This is a genomic window from Pseudoclavibacter terrae, from assembly GCF_008831075.1.
Taxonomy (GTDB): domain Bacteria; phylum Actinomycetota; class Actinomycetes; order Actinomycetales; family Microbacteriaceae; genus Pseudoclavibacter; species Pseudoclavibacter terrae.
Genome location: NZ_WBJX01000001.1, coordinates 1156318 through 1171889 on the forward strand (window position 1 = coordinate 1156318; position 15572 = coordinate 1171889).

General features: G+C 68.9%; 13 protein-coding genes and 1 tRNA gene. 9 read left to right on the forward strand and 5 right to left on the reverse strand.

Features of this window, described 5'->3' with window-relative positions:
- Window positions 1-79 precede the first annotated feature (79 nt).
- The 3 genes from fmdA to F8O03_RS05360 all read right to left on the reverse strand — a co-directional run bounded on the left by fmdA (window position 80) and on the right by F8O03_RS05360 (window position 2121).
- Entirely contained in the window at window positions 80-1333 is a 1254-nt protein-coding gene (fmdA, locus tag F8O03_RS05350) for a formamidase (RefSeq protein ID WP_151422904.1), read from the reverse strand.
- 78 nt (window positions 1334-1411) lie between these two features.
- Window positions 1412-1699, reverse strand: a complete 288-nt coding sequence (locus F8O03_RS05355) for an FmdB family zinc ribbon protein (protein WP_151422905.1) — start codon at window positions 1697-1699, stop codon at window positions 1412-1414.
- A 349-nt stretch (window positions 1700-2048) separates the two neighbouring features.
- Window positions 2049-2121: transfer RNA gene (locus F8O03_RS05360), tRNA-Arg, on the reverse strand.
- Window positions 2122-2249: 128 nt separating this feature from the next.
- On the opposite strand from F8O03_RS05360, the gene F8O03_RS05365 reads away from it, so the two are divergent.
- The 9 genes from F8O03_RS05365 to prfA all read left to right on the forward strand — a co-directional run bounded on the left by F8O03_RS05365 (window position 2250) and on the right by prfA (window position 13944).
- Complete coding sequence (locus F8O03_RS05365) at window positions 2250-3041, forward strand: transglutaminase-like domain-containing protein (RefSeq protein WP_208851791.1); 792 nt, start codon at window positions 2250-2252, stop codon at window positions 3039-3041.
- Between the two features lie 57 nt (window positions 3042-3098).
- A complete protein-coding gene (gene argS, locus F8O03_RS05370; protein ID WP_151422907.1) occupies window positions 3099-4763 on the forward strand; it encodes an arginine--tRNA ligase in 1665 nt (554 codons plus the stop codon).
- A gap of 7 nt (window positions 4764-4770) precedes the next feature.
- Window positions 4771-5574 carry an LmeA family phospholipid-binding protein gene (locus F8O03_RS05375; RefSeq protein WP_151422908.1) on the forward strand — a complete coding sequence of 268 codons (804 nt, stop codon included), beginning with the start codon at window positions 4771-4773 and terminating at the stop codon, window positions 5572-5574.
- A gap of 110 nt (window positions 5575-5684) precedes the next feature.
- Window positions 5685-6809, forward strand: a complete 1125-nt coding sequence (locus F8O03_RS18230; RefSeq protein ID WP_151422909.1) for a hypothetical protein — start codon at window positions 5685-5687, stop codon at window positions 6807-6809.
- A gap of 59 nt (window positions 6810-6868) precedes the next feature.
- Window positions 6869-8329 (forward strand): diaminopimelate decarboxylase, encoded by a 1461-nt coding sequence (gene lysA, locus F8O03_RS05385; protein WP_151422910.1) that lies wholly within the window; start codon window positions 6869-6871, stop codon window positions 8327-8329.
- Window positions 8330-8342: 13 nt separating this feature from the next.
- A complete protein-coding gene (locus tag F8O03_RS05390) occupies window positions 8343-9689 on the forward strand; it encodes a homoserine dehydrogenase (protein WP_151422911.1) in 1347 nt (448 codons plus the stop codon).
- Window positions 9690-9785: 96 nt separating this feature from the next.
- A complete protein-coding gene (thrB, locus tag F8O03_RS05395; protein ID WP_151422912.1) occupies window positions 9786-10736 on the forward strand; it encodes a homoserine kinase in 951 nt (316 codons plus the stop codon).
- A 143-nt stretch (window positions 10737-10879) separates the two neighbouring features.
- Entirely contained in the window at window positions 10880-12844 is a 1965-nt protein-coding gene (gene rho, locus F8O03_RS05400) for a transcription termination factor Rho (RefSeq protein WP_151422913.1), read from the forward strand.
- Window positions 12845-12861: 17 nt separating this feature from the next.
- A complete protein-coding gene (prfA, locus tag F8O03_RS05405; protein WP_104253860.1) occupies window positions 12862-13944 on the forward strand; it encodes a peptide chain release factor 1 in 1083 nt (360 codons plus the stop codon).
- An 83-nt stretch (window positions 13945-14027) separates the two neighbouring features.
- Here the strand turns inward: prfA and cysE are convergent, their stop codons facing one another.
- On the reverse strand, window positions 14028-14624 hold the full coding sequence (cysE, locus tag F8O03_RS05410) for a serine O-acetyltransferase (RefSeq protein ID WP_151423118.1): 597 nt from the start codon (window positions 14622-14624) through the stop codon (window positions 14028-14030).
- Window positions 14625-14633: 9 nt separating this feature from the next.
- The gene (cysK, locus tag F8O03_RS05415) at window positions 14634-15569 is read right to left on the reverse strand and encodes a cysteine synthase A (protein WP_244295926.1); all 936 of its coding nucleotides are present in this window, start codon (window positions 15567-15569) and stop codon (window positions 14634-14636) included.
- Window positions 15570-15572: the final 3 nt, after the last annotated feature.

A 15572-nucleotide genomic window follows, 5' to 3' on the forward strand; every position in this document is an offset into this window, starting at 1 on the left:
GGCACACGAGATTGTAGAGGCCAGCGGGCAGGCGCGCCACACGCGCCCACCCGCGGCCCCAGGTGATGCAGGAGATCTCTCAGGAGGCGACGGCCCTCGGCGCCCCCATGCCCGGGTCGATCTGGTGCGGCCCGCTTGCGGAGGGGCGAACGTCGAAGTCGAAGATCGCGGTCGGCAGGTACACCGTGGAACAGGAGTTGGGAATGTCGACGACGCCGGACAACCGGCCCTCGATGGGTGCCGAGCCGAGCAGCAGGTAGGCCTGCTCGGGGCCGTAGCCGAACTTCGTGAGGTAGTCGATGGCGTGCAGGCAGGCGCGCTGGTAGGAGAGGTGGGAGTCGAGGTAGCGCTGCTCGCCGTCGAGCGTCACGGACGTGCCGCTGAACGCGATCCACTCGCTGTAGTTGGGCTCGACGTTGCCTGGCATGAAGATCGCGTTCTCGGAGACGCCGTAGGTGTCCATGCCGTCCTTGATGACATCGACCCGCACATCCATGAACCCGCCCATCTCGATGGCTCCGCAGAAGGTGATCTCACCGTCGCCCTGTGAGAAGTGCAGGTCGCCCATCGAGAGGTTCGCTCCGTCCACGAAGACGGGGTAGAAGATGCGGGTGCCCTTCGAGAGGTTCTTGATGTCCTGGTTGCCGCCGTTCTCGCGCGGGGGAGCGGTCCTGGCGGCCTCACCGGCGACGCGGTCGAACTCCGAGTCGGGGAGCGAGCCAAGCACCGCGAACTGCGGCTCGGGAGGCAGCGCGAGCGGCGGCACACGGTTCGGGTCGGTCGCGATGAGCTTCCCTTCCCGGGCGTTCCAGGTCGCGAGCAGCTCCGCCGACGGAGCCGTGCCCATCAGCCCTGGGTGGATGAGCCCGGTGAAGGAGACTCCAGGCACGTGGCGAGAAGTTGCGGTCTGTCCGCTGAAATCCCAGATCGCCTTGTACGCGTCCGGGAACTGATCGGTGAGGAAGCCGCCGCCGTTCTGCTTCGCGAAGATCCCGGTGTACCCCCAGCCCTGGCCCGCGAGTGGGCCCTTCTCCTGCGGGATGGGACCGACGTCGAGGATGTCGACGATGAGCAGGTCGCCCGGTTTCGCCCCCTCGACGCGGAACGGACCACTGAGCTTGTGCACCGTGAGCAGCGGTGCGTTCAGGATGTCCTCGGCCGAGTCGTCGTTGACGATCGCGCCGTCGAACCACTCCCGGCAGTCGACGCGGAACTCGTCTCCGGGTTTCACCGTGGCGACCGGCGGGATCTCCGGGTGCCACCGGTTGTGGCCGATCTTCTCCTGGTCCTCGAACTTCTTCGACGAGTCGAGGGGAAACAGCACGTCTGGCATGGGGCGGTCCTTTCATCGGTGACCGCAGCCGTCCCCTGGGTGGCGGCAGCCGAGGTCGTTGGTGCGGGCCCCACGACGTCAGCGTCGAGGCAGCTTCGCGTGGAGCGGGTGGCGGGTCACACCGGTGCCGGGTCGACGAGGCGACCCGGGGAGCGCGCTGACGACCTGTGGTTCGTGCGCGGACTTCGCGGCGGCGTCCATGAGGCCGTAGGCGGGGGAACCGGTGGCAGAGAGGTGGGGCGCTGAGGGGCGGCGTCTGGCCGAGCTTCCGCATTCAGGGCACGGGGATTCGTCAGGGACGGAGCTCATGGCATGCACCTCGTCGAAGCGGTGCGACCGGTCGCACCGGTACGTGTAGGTGGGCATCGTTGCCTCCCCTCGTCGAGGTACTGCTGACCGTAGCGCCGCCTCTTGGCGGCTGTCAACGGTGCCGTGTCGACGACCTCTCGATGGTGGCAGCTCGCATTCACAGTGCTTTCTCGCCCGCGACTGCGGCCTGGTACGCGGAGGTGCTCGGATCGCATCCGTACTTCCGACGACCGGAGGAAGGAGTCCCGCAGTACGTCGATCCGTTCGGCAACGTTCTGGGCCTCATGCACGGCCCGCACTGGTCCGGGCGTCACTGAAGCCGAGGCACGGGACTGAACAGACGCGGAACGGCCCGGCTCTGCGATGCAGAACCGGGCCGTTCGTGATGTCTCGCGACATCGAGATGTGCCCCCGACAGGAGTCGAACCTGCGACCTACGGTACCGGAAACCGGCGCTCTATCCACTGAGCTACGGAGGCGAACGCGACGCCGAAGATGGCAACGCGGAGCCAATACTAACAGGGAGCGAGACGCCCCAGATGCCACCCTGCGAGGCCGCACACACTTGTGCCCGAAGGCTACGCGGGCGTGACACAATCCGCTGGTGATGCGAAAGATCGAATCTGCCATTGACCTCGAACTCGACGGGGAAGCCGACCTCGTGTTCTCGATCGCGGCCCACACGCTGGCGAACCTCGAGAGCGAGTCGTTCACGATCACCGGCGACGGGCAACCGCTCGACGTCATCGAATCCGTCGACCGCTCCGAGTGCAGGCTGCACCGCGTGACGACCTCCGCGAAGCACATCGAGATGCGGTACAGCGCGACCGTGCTCGACCGGGCGCAGCCGAACGAGCCGGAAGAGCTGGATCTCATCCAGTTCCGTCGCCCGTCCCGCTACGCCGAATCCGACCTGCTCGGACCGACGGCACGGTCCATGTTCCGCGGCAAGCAGGGCTTCGAGCTCGTGGATGCAGTCGTCGACTGGGTCTCGAGGAACATCAGCTACGTGCCCGGCTCCAGCGCGCCGACCGACGGTGCGCGAGACACGTTCCTGAAGCGCCAGGGAGTCTGCCGTGACTTCGCGCACCTGACGATCGCGTTCCTGCGCGCCAACGACCTGCCGGCGCGGCTCGTGTCCGTCTACGCTCCCGGCCTGGTGCCCATGGACTTCCACGCCGTCGTCGAGGTGCTCGTCGACGGAGCCTGGTACGTCGTGGATGCCACCCACCTGGCGCCGCGCCGCCTCATGCAGCGCATCGCGAGCGGACGGGATGCCGCCGACACCGCGTTCCTGAGCAACACGATCGCGAACCTGCGCCTCTCGAAGCTCCACGTCAACGCGACCTCGAGCGAGGTCATCTTGGAAGACTGGACCGAGCGGGTCCAACTGGGCTGACGCGGGCGCGCTCGCGCGCCGACGGGGCGGCCCGCGCGGCTCTAGGATGGGTGGTCTATGACTTCTCCAGCTCTCGTCACGGCCCTCACCACCGCTGTCAACGCCGCGCTCGCACCCCTCGAGGGTGGGGCGGGCATCACCGTCCCCGAGACGGACATCGTGCTCGAGCGTCCGCGGAACCGCGACCACGGTGACTGGGCCTCGAACGTCGCGATGCGCCTCGCGAAGCGTGTCGGGACGAACCCGCGTGAGCTGGCCGCGAGCATCGTCGAGCAGCTTGTCCTCGATGCGCAGGTGGCGAGCGCCGAGGTCGCTGGCCCCGGCTTCATCAACATCACGCTCGACACGGCCACGGCTGGTTCGCTCGCGAAGCTCATCGTCGACGCCGGTCCGGCGTACGGCGACGGCGACTCCCTTGCCGGTGTCAAGATCAACCTGGAGTTCGTGTCGGCCAACCCGACCGGCCCCATCCACATGGGCGGCGTCCGCTGGGCTGCGGTCGGCGACTCCCTGGCGCGCGTGCTCATCGCTGCCGGCGCTGATGTGACGCGCGAGTACTACTTCAACGACCACGGCGCGCAGATCGACCGCTTCGCCCGCTCGCTGCTCGCTGCGTACCTCGGCGAGGACACGCCGGAGGACGGCTACGGCGGCGCGTACATCTCCGACATCGCGGGACAGGTGGCGGCCGCCTACGGCGACGGGCTCGCCGAGCTCGACCGCGACGCGCAGCAGGAAGTCTTCCGTTCGAAGGGCGTCGAGCAGATGTTCGGCGAGATCAAGCAGAAGCTCCACGACTTCGGTGTCGACTTCGACGTCTTCTTCCATGAGGACTCGGTGCACGAGTCCGGTGCCGTGGGACGCGCCATCGAGCGTCTGCGCCAGCAGGGCCAGATCTTCGAGCAGGACGGCGCGCAGTGGCTGCGCACGACGGAGTACGGCGACGACAAGGACCGCGTCGTCGTGCGCTCGAACGGCAGCCCGACCTACATGGCCGGTGACATCGGCTACTACCTCGACAAGCGCGAGCGGGGCTTCGATCAGTGCATCATCATGCTCGGTGCCGACCACCACGGGTACGTCGCCCGCATGATGGCGATGGTCGCGGCGTTCGGCGACCAGCCAGGCGTCAACCTGCAGATCCTCATCGGACAGATGGTGAACCTCGTGAAGGACGGCGAGCCCGTGCGCATGTCGAAGCGCGCAGGCACGATCGTCACGCTCGACGACCTCGTCGATGCCGTGGGGGTGGATGCGGGCCGGTACGCGCTCGTGCGTTCATCCGCCAACTCGACCCTCGACATCGACCTCGATGTGCTCGCGCAGCGCACGAACGACAACCCCGTCTACTACGTGCAGTACGCGCATGCTCGCACGTGCGCCGTCGGGCGCAACGCGGCGGAGTCCGGTGTCGACCGCTCGGTCTTCGAGCCGTCCCTCCTCGACCACGAGTCCGAGTCCGCGCTGCTCGGCGCGCTCCAGGACTTCCCGCGCGTCGTGGCAGCAGCCGCCGAGCTGCGTGAGCCGCACCGCGTCGCACGATACGCGGAGGAGCTCGCGGGGCTGTACCACCGTTGGTACGACAACTGTCGCGTCATCCCGCGCGGCGACGACGAGATCACCGACCTGCACCGCACGCGCCTCTGGCTGAACGACGCCACGAGCACGGTCCTGCGCTCTGCCCTCACGATGCTCGGGGTCTCCGCGCCAGAGCGGATGTGAGTTCCGCGTGACGCCGGCCATCTCCGCTGAGCCGCCGCTCGGCCCCGGACAGGTTCCGCGGCCGCAGCGGAGGCGGAGGATGCGCCGCTGGGTGAAGGCCGGGGTGTGGGCGCTCGGCGCCCTGCTGCTCCTGGTCGGGCTCGATGTCGGCGTGCGCCTCGTCGCGCAGGACCGGATCGCGCAGCATGTGCAGGACTCGCTTCCTCCTGGGGTCGACGGTGACGTCGAAGCCCGCGTGCACGGCTTCTCGACGCTCTGGCAGCTCGCCTCCGGTCGAGCGAGTCACGTCACGGTGTCGGCCGGTGAGCTGACGGCGTTCGGACTGAACCTGGCGGCGAGCGTCGACGCGTACGGCGTCCACATCTTCGACGGCATGCGGACGGAGATGCTCACGGGCACCCTCGACGTTCCCGAGGCGACGCTCGAAGGGGTTGCGGCCCTGCCGGGAACGGACGCATCGCTCACGCTCGGCGACGACGAGCTGTCGTACGCATCCACGGTGTCCTTCCTGGGGCTCAGCGGCATGCTCACGGTCGACGCCGAGCTGCGGCTCGTCGACGGCGAGGTGATCATCGACCCGACGAACGTCGAGGTCTCCGGCAGCGCGTTCGGGCAGGCGCTCACGCAGGCGCTGCCCGACATCGACGAGTTCGCCGTGCCGATCTGCACGGCCGACTACCTCCCTGCCGGCCTGCACGTGTCCGAACTGCGTATCGCCGAGGGAATGCTCACCGTCGGCGTCGAGGCCAGAAACATCGCGCTTACGGCCGAGATCCCGGATTCCGGGGAGTTCTCCACCTGTCGCGACTAGTTTCGAGCTGAGACGATGGGGTCCGTGCCGACGAGGCCACCTGGGCTCGACGGCTCGCCCCCAGCGCGTCGCCGGCCCAGCCGCCGAGGAACTGGAGAACTGTGATGAGCATGCCGCCGAACGGACAGGGCTTCGGGCAGCAGCCCGGTCGGGGCCAGCAGCAGCCGGGGTACGGTCAGCAGCCTCAGCAGCCCGGTTTCGGTCAGCCGCAGCCGGGCCAGGGCCAGCAGCAGCCCGGCTACGGTCAGCCTTCCCAGCCGGGCTTCGGTCAGCAGCGCCCGGGGTACGGTCAGCAGCCTCAGCAGCCTCAGCAGCCCGGCTACGGTCAACCACCCAACGGCCCCGCCTACGGGCAGCCTCCACAGCGTCCGTTCGGCCAGCCGCAGGGGAGTAGTGGCTACGGCCAGCAGGTCGCCGTGGCGGGCGGGCAGCCACCGCATGGCCAGCAGCCCGGTGCATGGCAAGGCGGTCAGCCCCCGCAGGGCAAGAGGTCCCGGCCCTGGTACGCGCAGTGGTGGCTGTGGACGGGCGTCGGAGTCGTGGTGATCGCGGGCGGTCTGGTCATCGGCGAGTTCGCGGCCCGGGCGAACGTCACGAGCGCGCTCGAAGAGCAGGCGAGCAAGATCGTCATCGACAACTACGGGGAGGCGTCAGCCCCGACCGAGTACACGGTCTCGGTGGACGGCTTCAGCGTGCTCGCTCAGGTGCTCACCGGGAAGATCGAGCACGCCACCCTGACATCGGTGGGCGACGGAGGGATCACGGTCGGCATCGACCTCAGGGGCATCGACGCCTCGCTGGAGGGCCAGGTCGATGCGACAGCTGTCGATCTCTCGGTGGCGACCGACGTCCTCGATGGCGTCCCGACCGCACTGCAGGGCGAGGAGAGCGAGATCGACACCGAGTCCTACGAGACGACGATCAGCTATGGCGACGACGTCATCAACATCGAGGCCGTGAGCGGCACCGGTGAGTTCCAGGTCAAGGTCGAGTCGGAGCTCGGGTACGAGACCGCCGACGGCAAGCTGTTCGTGACGAACGACAGCAGCATGACCCTCTTCGGCACGAGCATTCCCTTCGGATCGAACGAGAAGGTCGAGGTGCCGACGTGCGCGGACTCGCAGCTCGAGGCCACGGTCACCGACGCGGGCGTCTCCAGCGATGCGATCACGTTCTCCTGGCAGGTCGACGGTGCCAGGCTCGACGAGCTCCCCGCAGTGGCCGACTGCCTGTAGCCCTGCGTGTCGGCACCGACGACCTGTCCCGTCGAGAGGGCAGCGGATAGCATGCTCTGGTGCCTGAAGCTCTCCGCGAACCCCAAGCCGTCCACCCGACCGGAGCGAATCCGCTCGCCCCGGCCGACCTCGAAGTGCCGAGCGACCTGAACGCGCTCGAGGCCCACGTCTGGTCCAGGAACGCGAACCGTTCGGAAGACGGTGCGGTGTCGATCGCTGGTGCGGATGTGCGTGCGCTCGCCGAGCAGTTCGGCACGCCGCTCTACGTCGTGGACGAGTCGGACGCGCGAGCGAGGGCCAGCGAGACCGTCGCGGCATTCGCCGACGCCTTCGCGCCACTCGGGGTCTCGGCGAAGGTCTACTACGCGGGCAAGGCGTTCCTGAGCGCCGACGTCGTGAGGTGGATGCTCGAGGCCGGCTGCGCGATCGACGTGTGCAGCGAGGGCGAGCTGGCGCTGGCACTGGCGGCCGGCGCGCCGCCCGCGCTGATCGGCTTCCACGGGAACAACAAGTCGACCAGAGAGATCGGCCTCGCCGTCGCTGCCGGCATCGGCGGGATCGTGCTGGACAGCACGCAGGAGCTCGATCGTGTCGCCGCCGCCGCTGCCGCTGCGGGGGTGAGGCAGCCCGTGCGCGTCCGCGTCAACTCCGGTGTGCACGCCTCGACGCACGAGTTCCTCGCCACGAGTCGCGAAGACCAGAAGTTCGGCATCCCACTCGACGAGGTGGACGCATTCGTCGCGCGCATCCGGGAGCACGACTCGCTCGAGTTCCTCGGGCTGCACTCGCACATCGGCTCGCAGATCTTCGACGCCGACGGGTTCGGCGAGGCGGCAGACCGCCTCGTCGCCGTGCACGCGCGCCTGCTCGACGGCGGGCCGGTGCCCGAGCTGAACCTCGGCGGCGGGTACGGCATCGCCTACCTGCCCCGCGAGACGCCGACCGACATCCGCACGATGGCCTCCCACATCGCCTCCCATGTCGCGGACGCCTGCTCGCGGCTGGGCATCGCCGTCCCGAACATGGCGTTCGAACCGGGCCGCACCATCATCGGACCGGCCGGCACTGCGCTCTACGAGGTGGGCACGACGAAGAACGTCCGCGTCCCACTCGAAGCCGGAGGCACCGCCGACCGCCTCTACGTCTCCGTGGACGGCGGCATGAGCGACAACGTCAGGGCGGCGCTCTACGAGGCCGAGTACAGCGTTCGCCTCGCGTCCCGGGCGTCCGCCGCGGGGCCAGCACTCGTTCGTGTCGTTGGAAAACACTGCGAATCCGGCGACATCGTCGTTCTGGCAGACTATCTCCCGAGCGATGTCGCCCCCGGCGACCTCGTCGCCGTGCCAGCGACCGGCGCGTACTGCTGGTCGCTCTCGAGCAACTACAACATGATCGGCCGACCGGCCGTCGTCGCAGTTCGCGACGGCGAGACGCGCACGCTGATCCGTGCCGAGTCCGTGACCGACCTGCTTGCCAGGGACGCCGGACTCGCAGCTGCCGTGACCGATGAGCGCCCGTAACCGAGGAGAACCGATGAACCAGAACCGACCCATCCGTGTCGCCCTGCTTGGCGCGGGATCCGTCGGCTCGCAGGTCGCCCGCATCCTGCTCGAGAACGCCGAGGAACTCGCAGCCAGGGTGGGGGCCCCGCTCCTGCTCACCGGCATCGCAGTGCGCAACGTCGACGCGAAACGCGACGTCGACCTGCCCAAGGAGCTGTTCACCGACGACGCCGAGCGCCTCATCCTTGGCTCGGACATCGTCATCGAGCTCATGGGCGGCATCGACCCGGCGAAGCACCTCATCTCGCTTGCGCTGTCCACGGGCGCCGACGTGGTCACGGCCAACAAGGCGCTCGTCGCGGCGCATGGACCCGAGCTCTTCGACCAGGCGCGCCGGGTCGGCGCGCAGCTCACGTACGAGGCCGCCGTGGCCGGAGCTATCCCGATCATCCGCCCGCTGCGCGACAGCCTCGCCGGCGACAGGGTCGAGCGCATCCTGGGCATCGTGAACGGCACGACCAACTTCATCCTCGACCGGATGCACACGAGGGGCGACTCCCTGGAGGAGGCTCTGCGCATCGCGACGGAGCTCGGCTACGCGGAAGCGGACCCGACGGCCGACATCGGCGGCTACGACGCGCAGCAGAAGGCGGCCATCCTGGCGTCCATCGCCTTCCACACCGAAGTCCCCGTCGAGCTCGTGCACCGCGAGGGCATCACGGAGATCACCATCGAGCAGATCGAGCGAGCGAAGGCGGCTGGCTTCGTGGTCAAGCTCCTCGCCATCTGCGAGCGCGTGACGGGCTCCGACGGCGTCGAGGGCATCTCGGCACGTGTGTACCCTGCGCTCGTCGACGAGCAGCACCCGCTTGCCTCGGTGCACGGCGGGAACAACGCCGTCTTCGTGCAGGCGCAGGCAGCCGGCGACCTCATGTTCTACGGTGCTGGCGCCGGGGGAGTGGAGACCGCCTCGGCCGTCCTCGGCGACCTCGTCTCCTCCGCCAGGCGCCGCGTCAACGGCGGCCCCGGCCTGGGGGAGTCGACGCACGCGGACCTGCCGGTGCTCGAAGTCGGCGAGATTACGACCCGGTACCAGATCATCCTCGAAGTGCACGACCGTCCCGGCGTGCTCGCGGAGATCGCGAAGGTCTTCAGCGACTTCGGCGTCTCGGTCTCGACACTCGAGCAGCGCAGTGCCGGCGCCCAGGATGGTGCGCCCGCGGGCCCCTCCGCCGAATCGGCCGAAGGCGGGGCAACCCTCGTCATCGGCACGCACGCCGCAACCGAGCGAGCCCTCTCGGCCCTGGCCGAGGCCCTGGCCGCCCACGAGGCCTCGCGTCGCGTCACGGGAGTCCTCCGTGTCGAGGGCGCGCTCTAGCCAACGACCCACCGACGCCACCGATCGCCACGCAGTGGCCTTGGTGCCCGCCGATATCACTCACATCGCAACAGTCCTCTGCCTAGGAGTCGCAGCATGAAGCAGGTCGAACAGGCGCGTCGCGTCGAAGTCAAGGTCCCCGCGACGAGCGCCAACCTCGGACCGGGCTTCGACACGCTCGGGCTCGCGCTTGCCGTCTACGACACGCTCGTCGTCGAGAGCGCGCCGGCTGGCGTCCTCGAGATCGACGTGGAAGGCGTCGGCGCTGAGAGCGTGCCCCGCGACGCCTCGCACCTCGTGGTCCAGTCGATCGAGCACACGCTCACCGGCCTCGGCTACGAGCTGCCCGGTCTGCGCATCCGCGCCGTCAACACGATCCCGCACGGCCGGGGCATGGGGTCGTCTGGCGCGGCGATCGTCTCCGGCGTCATGGCCGCGGCTGCGCTCGTGTCCAACGACGTGGAGCTCGACGCGGACACGCTCCTGCGATTCGCGACCGAGCTCGAGGGCCACCCTGACAACGTCGCGCCGTGCCTCTTCGGTGGCCTGACGATCGCCTGGGTCGGTGAGAACGGGCCCCGCTCGAAGCAGCTGCTCGTGCATCGCGGTGTGTCGCCGATCGTCCTGATCCCGACCGAGACGATGTCCACCAAGCTCGCCCGCAGCCTCCAGCCCGAGAGCGTCCCGCACGCCGACGCGATCTTCAACCTCTCTCGCTCCGCCCTGCTCGTCGCCGCGCTCGTCCAGAGCCCAGAGCTGCTCTTCGAGGCGACGGAAGACCGCCTCCACCAGAGCTACCGCGCATCCGCCATGCCCTTCACGAGCGGCCTCGTCGCCGAGCTGCGGGCCGCAGGACTGCCCGCCGTGGTCTCCGGCGCGGGCCCGAGCGTGCTCGTGCTGTGCGAGAGCCCCGAGCAGCGGCTCCGTGCGGCGGCGGTCGCGGAGGCCAACATGCAGACCGAGTGGAGCGCCATCATGCCTGCCGTTGATTTCCTCGGTGCTACAGTGGAGGTGCTGTCGGGCGACGCGGCCACACTCTCGGTGTAGGCACAGCGCGACAGCTTCAACTCTCCGAGCAGCGGAGTACGCACCCCCCTCGATTTCTGTCGATGTGGTTCAGAGTGTGTGAGAAGTCCCGCTCGCTCGATCTGAACACCGCAGAACGCGGTAGAGGTAAGGACTCACAGCAGATGACTGACACAACACCCACCGCGGAGCAGGAAGCTCCGCTCACTTCCATGAAGGTCGCGGACCTCCAGGCGCTTGCCGCCGGTCTGCAGATCCGTGGTGCTCGGAGCCTGCGCAAGGGCGCGCTCATCGACGCCATCGAGACCGCACGAGCAAGCGCGGCTCCCGGGGCACCGGCCGTCGAGGCCGACGCCGCCCAGGCGGATGCCGCACCGGTCGAAGCTGACGTCGCCGAAGCGGTCGCCGCACCGGTCGAGGCCGCTGCCGCGCCCGAGGCCGAGGCCGACCCCCAGGGCGAGTCGGCTCCGCTCACCGACGAGGAGACGCCCGTCGCCATCGACGACTCCGCGGCTCAGGAATCGACCGCACCGGTCGCCCCCGCGGCTCCCGAGCTGTCGCTCGACGACCTCGTCCTCCCGCCCGCACGCGGCGAGGCCTCCGAGCAGGACGAGGCTCGCGACGAGGATCAGGGACGCGCGGGCCAGCGGAAGCGCGGCCGTGGCCGTGGACGTCGTGGACGCACCAACGACACCGAGCAGAGCACCGACACTTCGGAGCCCGCCGCCAAGCAGGACGAGCTGCCCGCTGAGTCCAACGGCGACACCCAGGATGACGAGCAGCAGGGCGGGCGCCGTCAGCGCGGTCGCTCGCGCGGACGCGGCGGAGACCAGGCGCAGGGCCGCGCCGAGGGCCAGCAGGCACAGGACACGCCCGCTGACGACGAGACGGACGAGCAGCGTCGTGGCCGCGGAGGCCGCTACCGCGACCGCAAGCGCGGACGCGGCGGAGCGGAAGACACCGAGCCGGAGATCGCAGCGGACGACGTGCTCCTGCCCATCGCCGGCATCCTCGACGTGCTCGACAACTACGCGTTCGTGCGCACGAGCGGCTACCTGCCGGGCCCGAACGACGTCTACGTCTCGCTCGCGCAGGTCAAGAAGTACCAGCTGCGCAAGGGCGACGCCGTCGTCGGCGCAATCCGCCAGCCGCGCGAGGGCGAGAACCAGCACGGCCGGCAGAAGTTCAACGCCATCGTGCGCTTCGACGCCATCAACGGCCAGTCGCCGGAAGAGCCGCGCCAGCGTCCTGACTTCGACTCGCTGACCGCCCTGTACCCGCAGGAGCGACTGCGCCTCGAGACGAGCGAGGACCGCGTCGCCACTCGCCTCATGGACCTGTTCGCCCCCATCGGCAAGGGGACCCGCGGCCTCATCGTCGCACCGCCGAAGTCGGGCAAGTCCATCGTGCTGGAGCAGGTCGCCGCCGCAGTCGCGAAGAACAGCCCTGACGTGCACCTCATGGTCGTCCTCATCGACGAGCGTCCGGAAGAGGTGACGCACATGCAGCGCACCATCCAGGGCGAGGTCGTCGCGGCCACGTTCGACCTCCCAGCCGACGACCAGACCACCGTCGCGGAGCTCGCCATCGAGCGGGCGAAGCGCCTCGTCGAGCTCGGCCACGACGTGGTCGTGCTGCTCGACGGCGTGACACAGCTGTGCCGCGCCTACAACCTCGCGGCTCCCGCATCCGGTCGCATCCTGCCTGGCGGCGTGGACGCCTCGGCGCTGACCCCGGTTCGCCGCTTCTTCGGCTCCGCCAAGAACGTCGAGAACGGCGGCTCGCTCACGATCCTCGCGACGGCGATGATCGGCACCGGGTCCAAGACGGAAGACACGATCCTCGAGTCCTTCGCCGGCACGGGCAACATGGAGCTGCGCCTGTCCCGCGACATCGCCGACAAGCGCGTGTTCCCCGCCATCGACATCTCGCACTCCCAGACGCTCCGCGAGGAGCAGCTGCTCACGCAGCAGGAAGTCGAGGCGACCTGGAGCATCCGGCGCGCCCTCACCGGCGGCGACCCGCTCCTGCTGCTCGAGGCCGTGCTCGCCCGCGTGGCAGGCACGAGCACCAACGCGGAGTTCCTCGCCTCTGTCGCGAAGCAGCCCATCCGCGCCGCCAAGGCATAGTCATGGCCAGACACGAGATGGCCGACTCCGTTCGGCAGCTTCGAGCGGAGCACGAGGACCTGCAAGAGCAGCTGGCCGACCCCGAGCTGCACGCCAACCCGGCGCGCGCGAAGAAGGTCAACCGCCGGTACGCCCAGCTCGCGCAGATCCTCGCAGCTGACGCCTCCCGAGCCGAGCTCGAGGACGACCTCGAGGCCGCCAGGGAACTCGCCAAGGAAGACCAGTCGTTCGCCGACGAAGTCCCCGTGCTCGAGGAGAACCTGCGTGTCGCGCAGGAGAAGCTGCGGCGACTCCTCATCCCGCGCGACCCCGACGACGGACGTGACGTCATCATGGAGATCAAGGGTGGTGAAGGCGGCGAGGAATCGGCGCTCTTCGCGGCCGACCTCCTCCGCATGTACTCGCACTACGCGGAGCAGCGCGGCTGGAAGACCGAGATGATCTCCTCGACGGAGAGCGACCTCGGCGGCTTCAAGGACGTGCAGGTCGCGATCAAGGGCAACGCCAACGACCCGGCGCTCGGCGTCTGGGCGAGTCTCAAGTACGAGGGTGGCGTGCACCGCGTGCAGCGAGTCCCCGCGACCGAGTCGCAGGGACGCATCCACACCTCGACAACGGGCGTGCTCGTGTTCCCGGAGGTCGACGAGCCGGAAGAGATCGAGGTCAGCCCCAACGACCTCAAGATCGACGTCTTCCGTTCGTCCGGCCCAGGCGGCCAGTCGGTCAACACGACCGACTCCGCCGTGCGCATCACCCACATCCCAACGGGAATCGTCGTGTCGATGCAGAACGAGAAGAGCCAGATCCAGAACCGCGCAGCCGGCATGCGAGTGCTGCTCGCGAGGCTCCTCGCCCACCAGCAGGAGCAGATCGCGGCAGCTGAGTCCGAGGCGCGATCCGGGCAGATCCGCACGATGGACCGTTCGGAGCGCATCCGCACGTACAACTTCCCGGAGAACCGCATCGCCGACCACCGCACCGGCTACAAGGCGTACAACCTCGACCATGTGATGAACGGGGCCCTCGGGCCCGTCATCCAGTCTGCGATCGCCGCCGACGAGGAGGCTCGTCTCGCAGCCCTCTCCGGCAGCGACGACTGAGGCCGACGCCCACGACGCACTGAAACGGCGGCCAGCACTGCTGGCCGCCGTTTCGCTGTCTCTGGCCCAGGCCTTGAGATCTTTTAGATCTCGTAGTACCCGACGAGGTCCTGCTCGGCGGGAGTGCGCTGACGGACGCGCGCTGGCACGCCCGTGAGCACCGAGTTGGCGGGCGCGTCCCGCGTCACCACGGCGTTCGCGCCGATCCGCGAGTCGTCGCCGATCGTGATGTTGCCGAGGAGCTTCGCACCGGCGCCGATGAGCACCCGGCTGCCCACGGTGGGGTGCCGCTTCACACGGTGGCCGGACGTGCCGCCGAGCGTGACGCCGTGGTAGATGAGCACGTCGTCTCCGACGACCGCGGTCTCGCCGATGACGATCCCCATGCCGTGGTCGATGACGACGCGGCGTCCGATCTGCGCGCCCGGGTGGATCTCGACACCGGTCGCGAAGCGATTGAACTGCGAGAGCGTGCGCGCGAGCAGCTTCGTGCCAGCGCGCATCCACAGGCGGTGGGCGATGCGGTGCAGCCAGAGCGCGTGCATCCCCGAGTAGTTGATCACGATCTCGGCCTTGGAGCGGGCCGCCGGGTCGTTCCTGCGCGTCGCGGCGATGTCCTCCCTGACCCGACGCCAAACGCCGACACCTTGCGGTGCCGGCGTTCGACGTGGTGTTGCCAGTGCCACTCGCTAGTCGCGGAGGTCGTCGAAGAGCACGGTCGAAAGGTAGCGCTCGCCGGTGTCACAGATGATCACCACGATGTTCTTCCCGGCGTTCTCGGGACGCTTCGCGATCTCGAGAGCTGCCCAGAGGTTCGCTCCGCTCGAGATGCCGCTGAAGATGCCCTCGGTCGAGGTCAGCGCACGGGAGACGCGGATGCTGTCCTCGAGCGTGGCGTCGAGGACCTCGTCGATGACATCGCGGTCGAGGACGTCGGGCACGAAGTTCGCGCCGAGGCCCTGGATCTTGTGGGGGCCGGCCTTGCCCTCCGTGAGCAGGGGGGAGTCCTTCGGCTCGACGGCGACGATCTTGACCTCTGGCTTGCGCTCCTTGAGCACCTGGCCGACGCCGGAGATCGTTCCGCCCGTGCCGACACCGGCGACGAAGATGTCGATCTCGCCGTCCGTGTCTGCCCAGATCTCCTCGGCAGTGGTCTCGCGGTGGATCTGGACGTTCGCCTCGTTCTCGAACTGCCGAGCGAGGATCGCGCCGGGCGTCTCGTCGACGATCTGCTTCGCGCGTGCGACGGCGCCACGCATGCCCTCGGGGCCCGGCGTGAGGACGAGCTCGGCTCCGAACGCCTTGAGCAGCTGGCGGCGCTCGATGGACATGGTCTCGGGCATGGCGAGGATGACGCGGTAGCCGCGCGACGCGCCGAGCATCGCGAGCGCGATGCCGGTGTTCCCGGAGGTGCCCTCGACGATGGTGCCACCCGGCTGCAGCTCGCCACTCTGCTCAGCTGCGCGGATGATGCCGAGGCCGAGGCGGTCCTTCACCGACGACCCGGGTCCGAAGAACTCGAGCTTCGCGAAGATGTTCGCGCCGGTCTCGTTGATACGACCGAGCTTGACGAGCGGGGTGCGGCCGACGACCTCGGTGATGTCGTTGTAGATCTTTCCAGTCACTTC

What these genes read in the sequence shown, in the direction of transcription:
- F8O03_RS05355 (WP_151422905.1), bottom strand. Translation starts at nt 1,699, where the DNA reads ATGCCCACCTACACGTACCGGTGCGACCGGTCGCACCGCTTCGACGAG.
- F8O03_RS05365 (WP_208851791.1), top strand. Translation starts at nt 2,250, where the DNA reads ATGCGAAAGATCGAATCTGCCATTGACCTCGAACTCGACGGGGAAGCC.
- thrB (WP_151422912.1), top strand. Translation starts at nt 9,786, where the DNA reads ATGAAGCAGGTCGAACAGGCGCGTCGCGTCGAAGTCAAGGTCCCCGCG.
- prfA (WP_104253860.1), top strand. Translation starts at nt 12,862, where the DNA reads ATGGCCGACTCCGTTCGGCAGCTTCGAGCGGAGCACGAGGACCTGCAA.
- F8O03_RS18230 (WP_151422909.1), top strand. Translation starts at nt 5,685, where the DNA reads ATGCCGCCGAACGGACAGGGCTTCGGGCAGCAGCCCGGTCGGGGCCAG.
- argS (WP_151422907.1), top strand. Translation starts at nt 3,099, where the DNA reads ATGACTTCTCCAGCTCTCGTCACGGCCCTCACCACCGCTGTCAACGCC.
- F8O03_RS05390 (WP_151422911.1), top strand. Translation starts at nt 8,343, where the DNA reads ATGAACCAGAACCGACCCATCCGTGTCGCCCTGCTTGGCGCGGGATCC.
- fmdA (WP_151422904.1), bottom strand. Translation starts at nt 1,333, where the DNA reads ATGCCAGACGTGCTGTTTCCCCTCGACTCGTCGAAGAAGTTCGAGGAC.
- rho (WP_151422913.1), top strand. Translation starts at nt 10,880, where the DNA reads ATGACTGACACAACACCCACCGCGGAGCAGGAAGCTCCGCTCACTTCC.